The organism is Roseibium aquae (assembly GCF_008711285.1).
GTDB classification, from domain to species: domain Bacteria; phylum Pseudomonadota; class Alphaproteobacteria; order Rhizobiales; family Stappiaceae; genus Roseibium; species Roseibium aquae.
In genome coordinates, this window is record NZ_VXDC01000004.1 from 247,475 (window position 1) to 264,841 (window position 17,367).

The window sequence follows — 17,367 nt, forward strand, 5'->3', positions numbered from 1 at the left end:
GGTCCGAGACCGGGTCCTCAATTCCCCGGCTCACGATTGATCGGTGTCGAGCCGCGAGCCGCGGGGCCGAAATGTCCGGGTGTTTGTGCGTATCGGACGTTTGTTTGGAGCGCGCAAAGATGCGCGGCCACTCAACAGGCGTTCAGCTTAGGAAGAGGCGATCAGCTTAGGGCGTGAAATCGATTCCAATGAAATGCCCACTGATCTCAGCGGCAAGCACGCTCCCGACGATGCAACTCCAAACCCAGAGCCGAAAGCGTTCCACAGCCTGCGGCATATAACGCGCCTTGGCGCTTTCAAAGACTGGGCCAGCGCATTCGCTTCGCCGCCGCACGTCACCTTGGCATTCGGCCTTTTGTGAAGGTGTCAGGACGGTTTTTTGCTCTCATAGGCGAGAATGGCGGCCGCAAGGTCTTCGAGCGCCGCGCCAACGGATTTGAACAGCGTGATCTCCTCCTCCGACCGCCGGCCGGGATGCTTGCCTCTTGTAAGGCTGTAAAGATCCGCGGCGATATCTTCTGGTCTCAAAGCCCCGCTCTGGATGGCTTGAACGATGTCGCCACCCTCCTTGCTGCAGCCGGCGAGCGTGTCGACAAACACCGTGGATTTCCGGATCGCCGCATCGTCGCTCTCGCGCATCTCCGGCTTGAAGGCGCCAACAAGATCGACATGCGTGCCCGGCTGAACCCAGTCGCCCTTGATGAGCGGATCGGTCGACAGAGTTGCCGCAGAAATGATATCGGCGCTGCGGCATGCGGCTTCCAGGTCATCGCTGGCTGCGGCGGCAACCCCGTAAAGATCCCCGGCCTGCCGGGCGATCGCGGCAGCCTTTTCCAGCGACCGGCCCCAGATGGTCACCTTGGAAATCGGCCGGGCGGCCTTGTGGGCGCCGATCAGATTGAGCGACAGCCGCCCCGTTCCGGCGATCACCAGATGCTCTGCGTTGCCCCGGGCAAGAAACCGCGCGGCCAGCGCTGAGGCAGCGGCGGTTCTGCGAGCCGTCAATTCACCGCCGTCAATCAGGGCAAGCGCTTGCCCGGTCTTTCCATCCGACAGGAGGTAGGACGCGGACACGGCGGGCAAGCCGCGATCCGAATTGCCGGGGACGACCGTTGCGATCTTGACCCCTGAATAGGAACCGGGAACCCAGGCAGGCATCAACAGGAGCGTCGCATCCGGCTCGCCCGGCACCTCCATGTCGTGATGGTGTCTGACCGGCATCTCGCAGCCCTGTTTGAACATCGCATCGAGCGCGTCGATCAAACCGGAAAACGGAAGTGCATCACGGGTTTGATCTTCAGACAACAAAAGCACGGCCGGATCCCCTCAATAAAAACGAAGTCTGCCCCGGCATACCGCTTTTTCGGGCGGGTTGTCATCCCGGCCGGCAACAGGCAAGACAGGATCCAAAAAAACGGCGCCCTCCCCACCGGAGAGGGCGCCGGCTACAGAAAAGCCGCCCGGACTTGCCCGTCAGATGGCGAGATACTCCTGGCGCAGCTCCGCATTGTCGAGCACATCCTGGGCCGTGCCGTCGAACACGACCTCGCCCATGTCGAGAATGACCGCGCGATCAGCCAGATGAAGCGCGGCGATGGCGTTTTGTTCGACGATGATGGTGGTGATCCCAAGCTCCTTGACGCCCTCAAGGATCCGCTCGATCTCCTGCACGATAACCGGCGCCAGACCCTCATAGGGCTCGTCCAGCAGCAACAGCTTGATATCGCGGGCGAGAATCCGCGCAACGGCCAGCATTTGCTGCTCGCCGCCCGACATGGTCACGGCTTCCTGGGCACGCCGTTCGGCCAGCCGCGGGAAGTGTTCATAGATCCGCTCGATCGACCAGCCTTTCGGCTCGGCGATCTGGGACAATTCCAGGTTTTCCTGCACCGTGAGCCCGGGAATGATCCGCCGGTCCTCGGGCACCAGGCCGACACCGAGCTGGGCGGCCTGATAGCTCTTCATCTCGTGCAGCGGCTTGTGATCGAGCCAGATTTCACCATGTGTGAGCATGGGATCGTCCATCCGCGCGATCGTCCTCAGTGTCGAGGTTTTTCCCGCACCGTTGCGGCCCAGCAAGGCCAGGATCTCACCCTCGCGAACATCGAAGTTGACACCCTGCACGATGTAGCTTTCGCCATAGTAGGCTTGCATTTCCCAAGCCGAGAAAAACGCGGGAGCACCGCCTTGGGCCTTGCGCGGCGGCACGCTCGGCGCGGTCTTGCCCGCAAACTGATCGTCAAGAAGGGTCATAGATGCGCTCCCCCGAGATAGGCTTCCTGAACGCGCGGATCGCCTTTGATGTCCTCCGGCTTTCCTTCAGCGATAATTGTTCCTTGTGCAAGGACCGTCACTTTATCGGCCAGCGAGAACACCACATGCATGTCGTGCTCGATGACAACCTTGGTGATCCCCCGGTCGCCGATCCGTTTCAAAAGATCGATCGTTTTATTGGTATCGGCCCGTGACATTCCCGCCGTCGGCTCGTCCAGCAAAAGCAGCTTCGGGTCCTGGCTGAGGCACATGGCCAGTTCCAGACGCCGCTTGTCGCCGCGCGACAAGCTGCTGGCGGTCATGTCGCGCTTGTTCTCAAGGTTCACATCCTCGAGCATATGCATCGCCTTGTCCCGGATCTCCGCATCATGCTCCATCCGCTTGAACGGGTGCAGGGCGTACTCCCCGTCCCGCTTGGCAAGGCTGGGAATCATGACGTTTTCAAGTAGTGTCAAATCACCGAAAATCTCCGGCGTCTGAAACACCCGGGACACGCCAACCTGATTGATCTCGTAGGGTTTCATACCCGTGAGCGAGATATCGCCAAACATCACGGTGCCGGTGTCGGGCGCAAGGCGCCCGATCATGCAGTTCAGGAAGGTCGACTTGCCGGCTCCATTCGGTCCAATGATGGCGTGTTTCGCCCCCTGTTCGACCGAAAAGTTCACGTTGTTGAGGGCCTTCAGTCCGCCAAAGGATTTGTTGACCCCTTCAACCGTCAGTATCTTCATGGTCTGGTCCTTATTCGGCTGGAGCTGCGGCCGGCTGCGACGGCTCATTGGTTTTCTTCTTCCGTGAGACCAGCGCTCCGAGACGCTGAACCCCCTCGAGAAGGCCTCCCGGCAGGAAGATCACGATCAGCATGAACATCAAGCCAAGTGTCATGAGCCACCCGTCACCCACAAACATCTGGGCAACCGTCACGAGCGGGGCCTGAATAAAGTCTGGCAGGAACCCGAACAGCGCGTTCAGATCGGACTCGTTGAGGCGGGAGAAGATGTTCTCGAAATACTTGATCATTCCGGCGCCGAGTACCGGTCCAAGCAACGTGCCAACGCCGCCCAGAATGGTCATCAGCACGACCTCGCCGCTGGCCGTCCAGAACATGCGGTCCGCGCCCGCAAGCGGATCGACCGCAACCATCAGCCCGCCTGCCAGACCGGCATACATGCCGGAGATGACAAAGGCCGCCAGCATGTAGGGCTTGGAGTTCAAACCCGTATATCCCATCCGCTGCTGGTTCGATTTCACAGCCCTCAGCATCATCCCGAAGGGCGAGCGGAAAATGCGGATCGAGATGTAGAACGCGATCAGCATGAACACGGCGCACAGGTAGTAGCCGAAGTTGAACGTGAAGACCCAGTCCCCGACCGCCCAGTCGAAACCAGACCGCATTTCAAGTCCGAAGAAGTTCGCGGCCGGGATCGTGCCGCTCGCATTGGCGGCCTCGAGGATCCTGGGGTCGGCAAGCGAGAGCTGCAGCCCGGTTTCCCCGGCGGTGATCGGCGTCAACACCGAATAAGCCAGTGCAAACGACATCTGCGCAAAGGCCAGCGTCAGGATCGAGAAGTAGATCCCAGACCGGCGAAGGCAGATATAACCGATAACCAGGGAGAAGATCCCGGCAACGACTATGGCCGCGATGAGCGCCGGAACAATGTTCACGGTGAGCAGCTTCATCATCCACACGCCGGCATAGGAACCAACCCCGAGAAAGGCGGCATGGCCGAAGCTAAGATATCCGGTAAGACCGAACAGGATGTTGAAGCCGATGGCGAAGATCCCGAAGATCACAAAGCGTTGCATCAGGTCGGGGTAGCCGGCGTTGAACCGGGCGAGATCCGAGCTTTCGGGGAACGGGTTCAAGATGAACGGCGCGAACACGATCAACGCCAGAACAAACAGGAACAGACCCGTGTCTTTTTTATTCAATCCGAGCATGTCCTAGTCCTCCATCACGCCCTTGCGGCCCATAAGCCCGCGCGGCCGCACCAAAAGCACGACGATTGCAACAAGGTAGATGATCACCTGGTTGATGCCGGGCACGATATCGATCACCGCGGCCATGGAGGCGAAGCTTTCCAGAATGCCGAGCATGAACCCGGCCAGAACGGCGCCCGGCAGGGACCCCATTCCGCCGACCACCACGACGACGAAGCTGAGCACCAGGAAGTTCATGCCCATGTTGTAGTTGGGCGCAACGATCGGCGTGTACATCACGCCCGCCAGCCCGGCGACAATCGCGGCGATCGCGAACATGATCGTGAAGCGACGGCCGATATTGATGCCAAGCAATCCCACGGTTTCCCGGTCGGCCATCCCGGCCCGCACGACCATGCCAAAGGTTGTGTAGCGCAGGAAGGCGAACACCGCGGCAATGATGACAAGCGAAAACAGGAAGTAGACCAATCGCCAGTAGGGATACATGATCGAGAACGGATCAAAACCGAGCAAAACCCCGAAATCGTACGTTCCGACGAACGCATCGGGGGCAGGCATCGGGATCGGGTTGGCGCCGTAGAAGTATTTCACGACCTGCTGCAAGACGATGGCCAAGCCGAAAGTGACCAGAATCTGGTCGGCATGCGGACGCTTGTAGAAGTGCTTGATCAGCCCGCGTTCCATCGCGAGGCCGATGGCTGCCATCACCGGGATGGCGATCAGAATCGAAAGCGGCACCGACCAGTCGATGATCGCGTTTCCGGTGGCCTCGCCGAACCACTCGACGAGATAGGGTATCTCGACACGCAAAGGGTTGCCAAGAAAGTCGGTCCGCGACGGATCGATGACTTGGTGCGATAGCGTGAAGAGCGCGTTGAGGGTCACGGCACAAAAGGCGCCCAGCATGAACAGCGCGCCATGCGCGAAGTTCACCACCCCAAGGGTCCCGAAGATAAGGGTCAGACCTAGGGCAATCAGCGCATAGGCCGACCCCTTATCCAAACCGTTCAGAATTTGTAAGATTATCGCGTCCATAGCTCAGCCTGGATCAGGGCGCGCGAGCATAAGCCCCCCGCGCGAGAAGGTCCCAAAAGACAGCAGATCCGGTGGGGCGGACATTTCCGCCCCACCGGTTCGGATGCGCGTCAGGCGCCCGGGTTACACGTGCCCAGGGCACCGCCCGCGAATTGCGGGTGATCGTGCGGGTAGGTGACCTGCTCAGCAGGGGTGATTTCCACGATCTCGAGAAGGTCGAATTCCGAGGTCGGGTTTTCCTTGCCCTTCACGACCAGAACGTCCTTGAAGCACTGGTGGTCTTCAGCGCGGTACAAGGTCTTGCCGTTGCCGAGGCCGTCGAACTCGAAGTCCTCGAGCGCTTCGACAACGCCGCACGGGTTGAAGGTGCCGGCCCGCTCGCAGGCATCGGCATAAAGCAGGGTCTGGCAGTAGACCGTGTGCGCGGCCTGGCTCGGCGGGAAGCCGTACTTCTGGCCGAAGGACCGGGTGAACGCCTGCGAGCCTTCGTCCTGCAGGGACCAATGCCAGTTGGTGGAACCGAAAATGCCCTTGATGTTCTCGCCGGCGCCGCGCGCCATGAGGCGGGAGAACAGCGGCACGACGATCTGGAAGTCCTTGCCGTTGGCCTGGGCTTCGCGCAGACCGAACTGAACCGCGTTGGTGAGCGAGTTCACCATGTCGCCGCCGTAGTGCACGAGGACGAGGGTGTCAGCTCCCGACTGAAGCACCGGCGCGATGTAAGACGAGAAGTCGCCTGCGCCCAGCGGGGTCAGAACCTTGTTCACGGTGTTCCAGCCGATCGCCTCGGTTGCTTCCGAAATCGCCTGCTCGGTGGTGTAGCCCCAGTTGTAGTCGGCGGTCAGATAGTACGCGTTCCGGTCGGCGCCGTAAGCATTCTTCAACACCGGTGCCAATGCGGCGCCGGACATGTAGGAGTTGAAGAAGTGGCGGAAGCCGTTGGCGCGGCGGTCCTTGCCCGTCGTGTCATTGGCGTGTGTAAGGCCGGCCATGAAAATGACCCCGGCTTCCTGGCAGAGCGCCTGAACGGCGACCGCGGGGCCGGAGGACGATCCGCCGGTGATCATGATCGCACCGTCTTTTTCGATCATGGAACGCGCGGACGCACGCGCGGCATCTGTTTTGGTCTGCGTGTCGCCCGTGACATACACGACCTTCTTGCCGAGGATCCCGTTCCCCTTCAGCGCTTTCGACGAGAAGGTGTTCATCATCCCGCCATCGCCCTCGCCATTGATGTGCTCAACGGCAAGCTCATACGCACGCAGCTGGTCTGCGCCTTCGTCGGCATACACACCGGACTGAGGCACGTTGAAACCGAGGGTAACCGTCGAACCGGTTGGTTCGTTGGTGTAGCTCTGCGCCCATGCACGGCTTGTGAAGATCGTCGGTGTGGCGAGCAGCGCACCACCGGCTGCGCCTGCACGCAAGACGGAACGACGGCTCAACGGTTTACGAATTAGGGTCATGCTTTCCTCCCAGAAAGGCCCGAATGCCTGTGAGTTGATGCAGGTTGGACCTGCAAATGCCCGCAGAACTCCGAACGCCGAGCGCCCGACAAAAATGGCTCCTCCACCACGTATCTGCAGACAGGCGGGACATTAGAAACATTCGCGTATAGGTGACAATACGACCTTCGGCTCTATTACTCACCGGCGCCGAGTAGATCGGAGAAACAAAACTGGAGAGGAGACAAGACACCCGATCAATATTGCAACGCAAAAATAAAAAAACCTTTTTTTCCATATTTTTAAGAAAAATATTTATGCATTGCACCATTACTTTTACGTAATAGTCAAAAAAGACAATGCCTACCGCCATTAGACGAAAGTCATAGTCGATCTACAGTCTTTAGGATCTTTGAAAGAAACAGACACGCTGCGCTACAGTCGCTTGTGATCCAGATTCCCGAAGCTTTAGGACCATCGCCATGTCGTTCATTGCCTCTGTTTCCGAGTTGGAAACGCACTATGGAGCGCCGGGAGAGGCGTCTTTGATCAAAGAAGTCGATCATCTGACGACCAAGTACCGGGTAGTTGTCGAAACCGCGAAGTTCTGCACGCTGGCCACGACGGGGCCAGAGGGAATCGATTGTTCTCCGCGCGGAGATGCCGAACCGGTCGTCCGGATCGCGGACGACCGTACGTTGCTGCTGCCCGACTGGCGGGGCAACAACCGGATCGATTCCCTGCGCAACATCGTCGAAGACCCCCGAGTTGCGCTCATGTTCATGGTCCCAGGCTGGAACAACGTTTTGCGAATCAACGGATCGGCGAAGATCTCTGTCGATCGCGACCTGCTTGCCTCATTCGAAATGGAAGGCAAACACCCCCGCTCCGTCATCGTCATTGCTATCAAACAAGTGTATTTTCAGTGCGCACGGGCGCTCATGCGGTCAGACTTGTGGAACCCTGACCAACGCATCGATCCAAACTTCTTGCCCAAGCCCGGCCACATGATGCAGGAAATCAAGGCGGCTTTCGATGGCGCACAATACGACAAGGACTGGCCTGGGCGCGCAAATGCATCCATGTGGTAGAGATGCGTCACTTACCCGTCGCGCTTTTCTCTTGTCCTCGGCGGCCTTTACAGCCGGACCATTGACCCCGTACGGACATATAGCGATGAACCAGGCGCAGGCTGCAGTCTACGGGTTGCCTTCCGGCTTTTATGTTCCGCCGGAAGACGCACGGCATGAGCGCACTTTCATGCAGTGGCCGGTGAACCGGGCGGTTCATTCCGATCAATGGTTCTTGGAGGATCTGCAGTCGACAATCGCCGATATCGCCAACGCCATCGCGAGCTTCGAACCCGTTGTCGTGTTGATGCCCGAAGCGGCGATCAAAGCCGCGCGCAAAAAACTGTCGGACACCGTCGAGATCTGGGACATCCCGACGGACGATCTTTGGGCGCGGGACTCCGGCCCGCTCTTCGCAGTCAATGGGACTGGCGACCTCGCAATATCCAATCTGAATTTCAATGGCTGGGGCAACAAGCAGGTGCACCCGCACGATGGGCGAGTGGCCCTGCGGGTTGCGGAGCGCCTTGGCATTCCCATCTACAACAGCGGAGTTTCCGGGGAACCGGGCGGCGTTGAATGGGACGGGCACGGGACGCTGATCGCCCATGAAAGCTCGTGGGTCAACCCGAACCGCAACACCCTGTCGCGCAGCGAGATCGAGGCGCGCCTTCTGGCTGCGTACGGGGCTGACAAGATGATCTGGGCGCCCGGTGTGACCGGACATGACATCACCGACGACCATATCGATGCCCTCGCACGCTACACGGCCCCCGGCCACGTCGTCATTCAGGTCCCCTATCCTGAAGATCGTGACGTTTTTTCGAAGTCCGCCCGTCAAACGCTAGCAATCCTGAAGACGGCCACGGATGCCAAAGGGCGCCGTCTCGAGATCACGGAAATCCCCTCACCTGTCCGCCCAAGGATTTCCTCCGAAGACTTTCTCGCGTCCTATGCCAACTTCTATGTCTGCAATGGTGCTGTGATCTGTTCCGAATTCGGAGACCGCGACACGGACGAAACCGCCAGATCAGCCTTCGCACGCCTGTTTCCAGGGCGAGAGATCATTGCGCTCAATGTCGACGCGCTCGGCGAAATTGGCGGCGGCATTCACTGCGCCACACAGCAGCAACCTGCCACTTGATCCTGGGCAGAGCACCACCCCTTTGACATCCCAAGGCATTTCACCATATCCGGGCGTAGACCGATGAATAAGGACACAAGACTTGTCTCACAATCCGCTGCTTGCCGACTGGTCCACGCCATTTGACCTTCCTCCCTTCGATGCCATCACCCCAGACCATTTCCTGCCGGCTTTCGAGGCCGCGATGGCGGAGGGAAAGGCGGAGATCAACGCGATCGCGGGACAGGATTCAGACCCGACTTTCCAGAACACGATCGAAGCTTTGGAGAAGTCGGGCAAAACCCTCAGCAAGGTCGCGCGCACCTTTTTCAATCTGACCGGTGCCCACACGAACCCGGATCTTCAGAAAATCGAGCGCGAGGTCGCTCCCAAGCTCGCGAAACATTCCTCCGACATGCTGCTTAACGCGGATCTGTTCCGCCGCATCGATACGCTCTGGCGAAACCGGAATGAGCTTGAGCTTGATCCAGAACAGAGCAAGGTCCTGGAGCGGTATCACATTATCTTCCAGCGCGCAGGCGCCGGTCTTGACGACAACGCCAAGACCCGAATGGCCGAGATCTCACCGCAACTTGCAAGTCTGGGAACCGCGTTCGCCCAAAACATCTTGAAAGACGAGGCCGACTATCACCTCGTTCTGGAAACCGAAGAGGACAAAGCGGGCCTGCCCGGCTTTCTCCTGGAAGCAGCGGCATCGGCCGCCAGGGAACGGGGCCTGGACGGAAAACATGTGATTACGTTGTCCCGCTCGCTGATCGAGCCGTTTTTGCAATTCTCTGCAAATCGGTCCCTACGCGAGGAGGCGTTCGCGGCCTGGATCGCCCGGGGCGAAACCGGCGGCGAGACGGACAATGCCGACATCATCACCAAGACATTGAAGCTCCGTCAGGAAAAGGCCCGTCTTCTCGGCTTTGAGAGTTTCGCCCATTTCAAGCTCGATGACACGATGGCAAAAAACCCGGAGGCCGTGCGGAACCTCTTGATCAATGTGTGGACACCCGGTGTGGCGCGCGCCCTCGAGGAGGCGGCCGATCTGCAGGACCTGGCCGTCCGCCTTGGAGACAACATCGAAATCGCGCCGTGGGACTGGCGCTACTACTCGGAGAAGGTCCGGAAGGAAAAATACGACCTCGACGAGACGGAGCTCAAACCGTACCTGCAACTCGACAACATCATCCGGGCCGCTTTCGACACGGCCACCAAGCTGTTCGGCCTGACCTTCGAGCAGCGCACCAACCTTCCCGTCTATCATCCGGATGTCCGGGTCTACGAGGTTCTTGGCCCGGATGGCCGGCACGTCGGCCTCTTCATGGGCGATTATTTCGCGCGGCCCTCCAAACGGTCCGGAGCCTGGATGAGCGGGTTTCAATCCCAAAGCCGTGTCGATGGCGTCAAGCCGCCAATCATCGTGAACGTCATGAACTTCGCCAAGGGCGCGGATGGCGCGCCATCGCTGCTGACCTTTGACGACGCGCGGACCCTCTTCCACGAATTCGGGCATGCCTTGCACGGACTTCTGTCGGACGTGACCTATCCGATCCTGTCCGGAACCAGCGTATCCCGCGACTTCGTCGAACTGCCTTCCCAACTCTATGAACACTGGCTCAGACGCCCGGAAGTGCTGTCGCGCTATGCCGTTCATTACAAGACGGGCGATCCGATGCCCAAGGAACTCCTCGACAAGGTTCTCGCGGCGGATACGTTCAATCAAGGCTTTGCGACGGTGGAGTACACAGCTTCCGCTCTGGTTGATCTCGAGCTTCACCTGCTAACGGATCTGGAGGATTTCGATCCGGCCAGGTTCGAGAAAGACGTTCTGGCAAAGATCGGGATGCCCGGCATGATCACGATGCGCCACCGGGTGCCGCACTTCGCCCATATCTTTGCCGGGGACGGCTATTCGTCGGGCTACTACAGCTACATGTGGTCGGAAGTCATGGATGCGGACGCGTTCGGGGCCTTTGAGGAAGCCGGCGACATCTTCGACAAGGCGACCGCACAACGGCTTCACGATCACATCTATTCGGCGGGCGGCAAACCGGACCCGGACGCGGCTTACGAGGCTTTTCGGGGCCGCGCGCCGCGTATCGAGGCCCTTCTGGAACGGCGGGGGCTCAAGGCAGCATGAAAACCGCGGCGCGGACACAGCCATGAACGACACCGCAAGAAACACTCCCCCGGGCGTACCGATCTGGCCCTTGCGGGCAAGCCTAGTGTTGTCCGGGGTCATGGGCGGCCTGGGGGTGGCGCTTCTGGCAGCTTCAGCCCATGCCGATCCCAGCGGCATGAGCGGAACGGCTGCGGAAATGCTGCTGTTTCACGCGCCAGTCGTGCTTGCCCTGGGCATTCTGGCCGAGCTTCGCAAAGTGTCGCTTGTTCCCCTGGCTCTTGGACTGCTGTTGATCGGCCTGACACTTTTTTGCGGCGACCTGGTCAGCCGGGCGTATATTGGCTTGCGGCTTTTCCCCATGGCCGCTCCGACCGGCGGTCTATTGATCATTGCCGGCTGGGCTGCTATCGCCCTTTCAGCGTTTTGGATCAGGCCAAACCGGGTCTAGCGCAGTTTTCACCGCTCCCGACCGCTCGCTCGGGCCTTGTTTGAGGATGTGCGTTGTGACGGCTCCCATTGCCCCTGTTTCTCCCGCGCTTGAAGACCCATTCGTCCCGCCCTACCCGTTTCGCCACGAAAAAATGCCCCCGGTCTGGAAACTGATCGGCATAGCCAGAAAGAATTTTCTCGCGATCTGGGGCCATGCCGATTTCAAGGGCCGCTTGCGCAGCCAGAAGGTGCTGGCCCGCGAAATCGTGGTCTGCAACCGGCCGGATGTCGTTCGGGAGGCGTTTCAGGTCAATCATGCCGCCCTGCAACGCAAGAGCCCCCAGATGCGGCATGCACTGGAGCCCCTGCTCGGAGACGGTCTGTTCATCAGCGACACCCAGACCTGGGCAGATCGCCGCAAGGTCGTTGCGCCGATCATCCATGGCACGCGGGTTCCCGGCTTTGCGCCCATCATGGTGGAAACCATCGAGGAGAAAAGGAGCGAGTGGACCCGCAAGGGCGCGGGTGCGCAAATCGATGCATTGGCCGAAATGGCCCATCTGACGGCCGAGATCATTTGCCGGACGATCTTCGGACGTACCCTGGGCCGCAATTACGCGGCCGAGGTCGTCGAAGGCTTTTCCGACTACCAGCGGCGGATCGATCAGGTCGACCTCATGTCCATGATCGGATTGCCCGAGTGGCTTCCCCGCTACCAAAGCCGGGCCGTCCGTCTGTCGGTGAAACGCATCATGAGCGTGATGGACGAGATCATCGACAGCTATGCGGCGCAAAAGGCTGGCGGCGAGGCGTCGGTCATTGGCGGTTTGCTGGAAGCGCGCGACGACGATGGCCAGCCGCTGAGCCGCGAAGCGATCCGCAACGAAGCGGCTGTGATTTTCATGGCCGGTCATGAAACCACCGCGAACACGCTTGCCTGGACGTGGTACCTCCTGTCCCAATCGCCGGGTGTGCGTCAAAAACTGCATGCCGAGGTGGACGCCGTGCTCGGCGACCGGACGCCCGACTTCAAGGACGTTGCGAAACTGCCTTATTGCAAGGCGATTATCGAGGAGACGCTCCGCCTGTATCCGCCTGTGCCGATCCTTGCCCGGGAAGCCATGGAGGACGTGCAGATCAGCCACAAGCCGATCGCCAAGGGGTCGTTGGTCATGGTCGTGCCCTGGCTGATGCACCGCAATCCGGAACTGTGGGACAATGCCGACGCGTTCATTCCCGAACGTTTCATCGACCCGGATGCAAAAAAGCCGAACAAGTACGGCTATGTGCCTTTCAGTATCGGACCACGCATCTGCGCCGGACTGCAATTCGGGATGACCGAAGCCATTCTCAGCCTTGCCATACTGGCGCGGCATTTCGATCTCGCGTTGCAACCGGGCACCGACGTTCAGCCGGTGGCGCGTCTGACCTTGCGTCCCGGGGACGACCTGCCCATGTCGCTCCACCCGCGCGCGGCGTGAGTTGCCATGGCGAGCGGGCAAGACAGGACACCGCCGGTCCGGCTGCGCTCGCCCCGCGCTTTGCGCCTCAAGGATATCCCCTTCGAGGAAACCCGGCCGGACGAGCCCCTGCCCCCTGCCTTTCGCGATCTGTGGTCAAAGGACCCGGAGGCCAAACACGCGGCGAACCTGTATTGGAACCGCCACTTCGTCGATGGCACGCTCAACAGCCTGACCCACCACGCCCTCAAGCTCTTGCCCGTGGACGCGGTTTCGCGGTTCGGGGCCTGGGCCTCGGCGCTGGCTTACGCCCGCTATGAAAACCGGATATTCGCGCAGAGGATCAAACGGAATTTCGGCGCCCTGACACTTGGCCGCTGGCAAAACCCGGACGAACGCCAAACGGGTCTGAAGCGCTGGTGGTCCAATATCGGGCGCAGCAATGCCGAGTTTTCCGTGGTCAACCGCCTCTGGCGCGCGGGCCGGATCGAGGTAATGGGCGCCGAGCATATCGCGGCTGTCCGCGCGGCCGGAAGACTTCCCATGTTCGTGTCGGTCCACCTCGCCACCTGGGAAGCTGTCTTTGTCGCCATCCATGAAGGCCTTGCCGGGCCCAGCATCGGCCCGTTCCAGCCGGAACCGAACCGGTTTTCCAACCGGATCGTTCACAATCTCCGCAAGGCCAGAAACCAGTACCTGTTTCCGCCGGGGCAGCGCAGTGCCTATCGCCTCCGGCGCCTGTTGTGCGAAGGCGAAGCCACCTTGACGATCTTCATTGACGAGGTGCGCGACCACCAGGTGCATTTTCCCCTGTTTGGCCGCCCGGCCCCCGAGCGGGGCAACGCCGTGGTGGCCGTCAAACTGGCCAATGCCGCCAACGGGTCTTTGTTGCCTGTTCATCTGGCGCGCCTCAGCGATGCGCGCTTCCGGCTAACCATCTGCCCGCCCATCCCGCGGTCCGACATGCCTTACGATATTGCTGGGACGATCGAGCAGTTGAACAGCGTGTTCGAACCGGAGATCCTCGCCAGGATCGAGGAATGGTACATGATGGCCGAACTGAGACTGCCAGACGATTTCGAAACCAGCGCCTATGCATCGCAGTTGCACCGGAACTTCGCGGATCACTGAAACTCGAACATCTTTCTGAAGATGCCGGGTGCGATCGCGGACACCGGATTCACGGTCAGGACCGGGTCGGTCAACGGCCCGGACAGCCGGTATGTCACACCCAAAAGCCCTTCTCCGGTGTTCCCGCCGAGGGCAAATCCAAGCACAGGAATATTCGCGAAGATATTGTTCAAGGCGTAGATCGGGACGAAGGTGCCGCTCAAGTTCATCTGCTGCCCGGCAAGGTCCACTTGCCCGCTGACGGTACCGCCGAACACGGCGCCCTGGAGAGCACCCCGCGTGATCGTCAACGTGTCACCGGAACGGGTGAAAGCCAGTTCCAGCGTTTCGAAGCCGGCGTCGCCCGCCGCCTTGTCCCGGCCGGGGATCAAAACGCGCCCCATGCGCTCATCCGTGAGAAGGTCCTGCCGCTGGCGCAGTTTCTCGATCGCCGGGTCATTGGTGATCGACAGGTTACGAACGCTGAACAAACCGGTCCAGTCCTTGTCGCTCCGCATCGAAATCTCAAGATTGCCCGCGCCGCCGCGCATGCGTTCGTAAAGATCGAGAAAAGACAGGAGGACCCCAGTATCGCCAAAACGGCCATCGGCCCGGCGTCCGCCATCGACCGCGGCGAGGGTGAACTCAAACGGCTCCCGGCCATTCAACTGGCCGCTCATTTGCGCTGTTTGCAGCCTATCCGCGCCAAACCGAAGACGGCCGTTGACGCCGTCAATCCGCGCGCCGTTAAATCCAAGGACGCGATCGACGGCCAAGGTGACATCCAGCGTCCCTTCGAGGCCTTTTCCCGTGCCTTCGGGCTCCCCGGCCCGCATCTGCCGGATCAATCCGCGCGCGTCAAAGCGTTGCCCGGCCAGCCGGACCTGATAGCCGTCTGGAACACTCTTCGCCTCCAGCGCCACCTGATCATCCGGTCTCAGATGAAACCGGTCGAAGGTCAATTCGCGCAGGCCACCATCCGGGGACAGACGCAGTCGTCCGGTGATCTCCACCCCATCGGCGGTCAACCGGAACGCATCGATACGCTGATCTGCGCCTTGATCGTCAAGCATGAAGGACGCCTGTGCGGGCACACCGCGTTCCTTGCGCCAGCCGAGTGAGGTTACATCGATCCGGGCCTTGGTCATGTCGATCTCGAATTTCCGGCCCGTTTCGCCCTCACTCACTTGCACCCGCATGGGGCCGGAAAGAAACTCCGTCAGATCAATTCCGCGCTCCTTGAGCTGAGCGGCCGTGACCGTCAAACCAACACCCTGACGTGTTTCGACGCTGGATTCACCGAGTGGAAACTGTAGATCGATATCCGCGTCGAAGCCGTTGAGATTGCCACGACCGTTGATCGACACTTGTGTCGGATCGGCGCGCAGGGTTACGTCCGCGTTTCGGATGATCTGACCTCCGATCGGCTCTTGAGCGGCAAAATCGCGGGAAACGGCCTCCGCCTTCCAGTCCACCTCGTCAAGCGCGATGTCCTCGTCCAGGGAGAAAGCGGCTTCCACGCGCATGGAGCTTTCCCCGCTCACGCCGTTGTTCTGGAGCCCCGCCCGCTCCAAAATCTGGAACGGCGGACTGTCGACAATAGTGCCGATGTCGGAAACGGCTCCATCCAATCGCGCAACAAAACGCGCGGTCTTGCCAACCCGAAGCGGCAAATCGAAAATCTGAAACGAGACGTCCTCAAGGGCGAGCGGTTTTTCGGGCGAGCTGAGACCCATCACGGCATCTTGTGCCGACAGGGTGAGGGTCTCATCGGCGACCGTCAACGTGCCGGACAGCCCGACCGCGTCCGGCACCTCCCCGATCGGCGTGATGCGTCCACCGGAAAACCGCATGTCCATCCGGATATCGTTTCCACCCCATCCGGGATCCGGATCATCGCTATCGAAGACCGGGGGCCGCAGGGCACCGGTGAAAGAAATCTCCTCGATCAGCCCTTCATGCACATGCTGGATCACCCAATTGCGTGCCGGGGGCACCAGCGTGATCGGCCAGACCTGTTTGGCGAGCGCGACAGAAAACTCGTTTGCATGGGCCGCGAGGGCCAGATATGGCCCATCCGGCGCGACATCGACCGACCCGACCGCGAGCAAATCGGCCTCGCCGGCCCGCAGCCGGAAACGGTCGATGAAAACCGACCGCTCCAGCGGCTGAACACGTGCGTTCACCTTCAGGGTATCGATCCTCATCGGCGGGCCGGGAATGTCGGCCGAACCGAATTGGGCATTGTCCGATCCCACAGACACTGTCCAGGCGCCGCCGGGGACTTCGGGCGGGGTCACAATACCCTCAAGTTCGATCCGCGTTTGCCCCTGCGCCAAGTGGGACCGGGTGATCTCGATGGTCTCGCGCCCGGACTGCCACAGAAGGGACAGGGCCGCGTCTTCCACCGCGACCGTTGTATCGCCAACCTGAAACCAGCCGTTCCGCATACGGCCAACAAGGTTCGCCGCCTGGAAGCCGCCCGCGCCCGTCAGATAGCTGTCGAAAGTGAGATCGACAGGAAGCCCAAGGCCTTTTCCCGCGTCCGATTGAACGTCGGGATCGAGGAACTCGCGAATGGTGATATCGCGAACCGAAAGACCGATCCGGCGGAACCCCTGTTCGGGCTCATCCGGTTGGCGCACGAAAGTCAAGTCCCAGGGGCCGGCCTGCCCGGCAACATCGGCCTGGGCGCGGATCCGCCCCTCGGCCGATCTCTCGACCATGGCATCGATCCCGGAATATTGGCGGCGAACTAGACCCTCGAACACAACCTCGCCGTTGACGACCTTGATGGAGGTGAGTTCACGCCGGGCAAACTCCTCGTCGACAACCGCGCTCACGCGATCCACAGCTTCCACCAGCGAGGCCATGTCCGGAACGGCCGGGGTGTCGGACACACTGGCCCCAAGCCGCACCTTTGGCTGGTCCAGCAGGAGAGACTGGAAATGCAATTGGCCGGTCAGAAGGGAAAGCAGGTTCAGCGGCGCTTCGACACGGGGCAGAAAAACCTCGACGGTCGTTTCCCCACTGACCGTCAAATGCGCCTCGCGGACTATGATTTTCAGCCCCTCTTGGCGATTGCGGGCCAGAGCCGCATCGAAGACCTTCAGCTGAACAGTCCCCTCGCTCGCCGCATCGCCCATGTAGCTGGCCAGAAACGGGACGGAGACGGGGCCCGTCGCGAGACGAAAACCGATGAACGCCGTCATGGCCACAACGACGAGCACCATCACGAGGAACAGCCGCAGTCCCCAATTGAGAAAGGTCCGCCGTGTTTTGTGCCTGGTTTTCGCCATCCGGTCTCTGCTGTTGAAGCGGCAAGTGACCGCTTTTCGCCCATGCGGAC

13 protein-coding genes are annotated in these 17,367 nt (G+C 60.5%); 6 read left to right on the plus strand and 7 right to left on the minus strand.

The annotated features are described in order from the left end of the window. Positions 1 to 366: 366 nt before the first annotated feature. The 6 genes from lhpI to F0184_RS08425 form a co-directional block, all read right to left on the minus strand. The gene (lhpI, locus tag F0184_RS08400) at positions 367 to 1,314 is read right to left on the minus strand and encodes a bifunctional Delta(1)-pyrroline-2-carboxylate/Delta(1)-piperideine-2-carboxylate reductase (protein WP_150495723.1); all 948 of its coding nucleotides are present in this window, start codon (positions 1,312 to 1,314) and stop codon (positions 367 to 369) included. Positions 1,315 to 1,473: 159 nt separating this feature from the next. Next, on the minus strand, positions 1,474 to 2,253 hold the full coding sequence (locus tag F0184_RS08405; RefSeq protein WP_150495724.1) for an ABC transporter ATP-binding protein: 780 nt from the start codon (positions 2,251 to 2,253) through the stop codon (positions 1,474 to 1,476). Next, positions 2,250 to 3,005 (minus strand): ABC transporter ATP-binding protein, encoded by a 756-nt coding sequence (locus F0184_RS08410; RefSeq protein WP_150495725.1) that lies wholly within the window; start codon positions 3,003 to 3,005, stop codon positions 2,250 to 2,252. The genes F0184_RS08405 and F0184_RS08410 overlap by 4 nt, the downstream gene beginning before the upstream one ends. 10 nt (positions 3,006 to 3,015) lie before the next feature. Then, positions 3,016 to 4,215: a branched-chain amino acid ABC transporter permease gene (locus tag F0184_RS08415; RefSeq protein WP_150495726.1), complete on the minus strand. Its 1,200-nt coding sequence runs from the start codon at positions 4,213 to 4,215 to the stop codon at positions 3,016 to 3,018. 3 nt (positions 4,216 to 4,218) lie between these two features. Further along, positions 4,219 to 5,250, minus strand: a complete 1,032-nt coding sequence (locus tag F0184_RS08420) for a branched-chain amino acid ABC transporter permease (protein ID WP_150495727.1) — start codon at positions 5,248 to 5,250, stop codon at positions 4,219 to 4,221. Between the two features lie 110 nt (positions 5,251 to 5,360). Further along, positions 5,361 to 6,716: a substrate-binding protein gene (locus tag F0184_RS08425; RefSeq protein WP_150495728.1), complete on the minus strand. Its 1,356-nt coding sequence runs from the start codon at positions 6,714 to 6,716 to the stop codon at positions 5,361 to 5,363. 461 nt (positions 6,717 to 7,177) lie between these two features. On the opposite strand from F0184_RS08425, the gene F0184_RS08430 reads away from it, so the two are divergent. From F0184_RS08430 to F0184_RS08455, 6 genes are all read left to right on the plus strand, one after another. After that, positions 7,178 to 7,786 carry a pyridoxamine 5'-phosphate oxidase family protein gene (locus tag F0184_RS08430; RefSeq protein WP_150495729.1) on the plus strand — a complete coding sequence of 203 codons (609 nt, stop codon included), beginning with the start codon at positions 7,178 to 7,180 and terminating at the stop codon, positions 7,784 to 7,786. 85 nt (positions 7,787 to 7,871) lie between these two features. Continuing rightward, positions 7,872 to 8,909, plus strand: a complete 1,038-nt coding sequence (locus F0184_RS08435; protein WP_150495730.1) for an agmatine deiminase family protein — start codon at positions 7,872 to 7,874, stop codon at positions 8,907 to 8,909. An 82-nt stretch (positions 8,910 to 8,991) separates the two neighbouring features. After that, complete coding sequence (locus tag F0184_RS08440; protein ID WP_150495731.1) at positions 8,992 to 11,037, plus strand: M3 family metallopeptidase; 2,046 nt, start codon at positions 8,992 to 8,994, stop codon at positions 11,035 to 11,037. A gap of 22 nt (positions 11,038 to 11,059) precedes the next feature. Beyond that, positions 11,060 to 11,467 (plus strand): DUF423 domain-containing protein, encoded by a 408-nt coding sequence (locus tag F0184_RS08445; protein ID WP_150495732.1) that lies wholly within the window; start codon positions 11,060 to 11,062, stop codon positions 11,465 to 11,467. 55 nt (positions 11,468 to 11,522) lie between these two features. Further along, positions 11,523 to 12,929 carry a cytochrome P450 gene (locus tag F0184_RS08450; RefSeq protein WP_208998384.1) on the plus strand — a complete coding sequence of 469 codons (1,407 nt, stop codon included), beginning with the start codon at positions 11,523 to 11,525 and terminating at the stop codon, positions 12,927 to 12,929. Between the two features lie 6 nt (positions 12,930 to 12,935). Continuing rightward, entirely contained in the window at positions 12,936 to 14,039 is a 1,104-nt protein-coding gene (locus F0184_RS08455) for a lysophospholipid acyltransferase family protein (protein ID WP_150495734.1), read from the plus strand. Here the strand turns inward: F0184_RS08455 and F0184_RS08460 are convergent. Beyond that, positions 14,033 to 17,317: an AsmA-like C-terminal domain-containing protein gene (locus tag F0184_RS08460; RefSeq protein WP_150495735.1), complete on the minus strand. Its 3,285-nt coding sequence runs from the start codon at positions 17,315 to 17,317 to the stop codon at positions 14,033 to 14,035. The genes F0184_RS08455 and F0184_RS08460 overlap by 7 nt on opposite strands. Positions 17,318 to 17,367: the final 50 nt, after the last annotated feature.

Bases quoted from the DNA above. Each gene is read 5' to 3' on its own strand.
- F0184_RS08405 (WP_150495724.1), bottom strand. From the start codon at position 2,253: ATGACCCTTCTTGACGATCAGTTTGCGGGCAAGACCGCGCCGAGCGTG.
- F0184_RS08410 (WP_150495725.1), bottom strand. From the start codon at position 3,005: ATGAAGATACTGACGGTTGAAGGGGTCAACAAATCCTTTGGCGGACTG.
- F0184_RS08415 (WP_150495726.1), bottom strand. From the start codon at position 4,215: ATGCTCGGATTGAATAAAAAAGACACGGGTCTGTTCCTGTTTGTTCTG.
- F0184_RS08420 (WP_150495727.1), bottom strand. From the start codon at position 5,250: ATGGACGCGATAATCTTACAAATTCTGAACGGTTTGGATAAGGGGTCG.
- F0184_RS08425 (WP_150495728.1), bottom strand. From the start codon at position 6,716: ATGACCCTAATTCGTAAACCGTTGAGCCGTCGTTCCGTCTTGCGTGCA.
- F0184_RS08430 (WP_150495729.1), top strand. From the start codon at position 7,178: ATGTCGTTCATTGCCTCTGTTTCCGAGTTGGAAACGCACTATGGAGCG.
- F0184_RS08435 (WP_150495730.1), top strand. From the start codon at position 7,872: ATGAACCAGGCGCAGGCTGCAGTCTACGGGTTGCCTTCCGGCTTTTAT.
- F0184_RS08445 (WP_150495732.1), top strand. From the start codon at position 11,060: ATGAACGACACCGCAAGAAACACTCCCCCGGGCGTACCGATCTGGCCC.
- F0184_RS08455 (WP_150495734.1), top strand. From the start codon at position 12,936: ATGGCGAGCGGGCAAGACAGGACACCGCCGGTCCGGCTGCGCTCGCCC.
- F0184_RS08460 (WP_150495735.1), bottom strand. From the start codon at position 17,317: ATGGCGAAAACCAGGCACAAAACACGGCGGACCTTTCTCAATTGGGGA.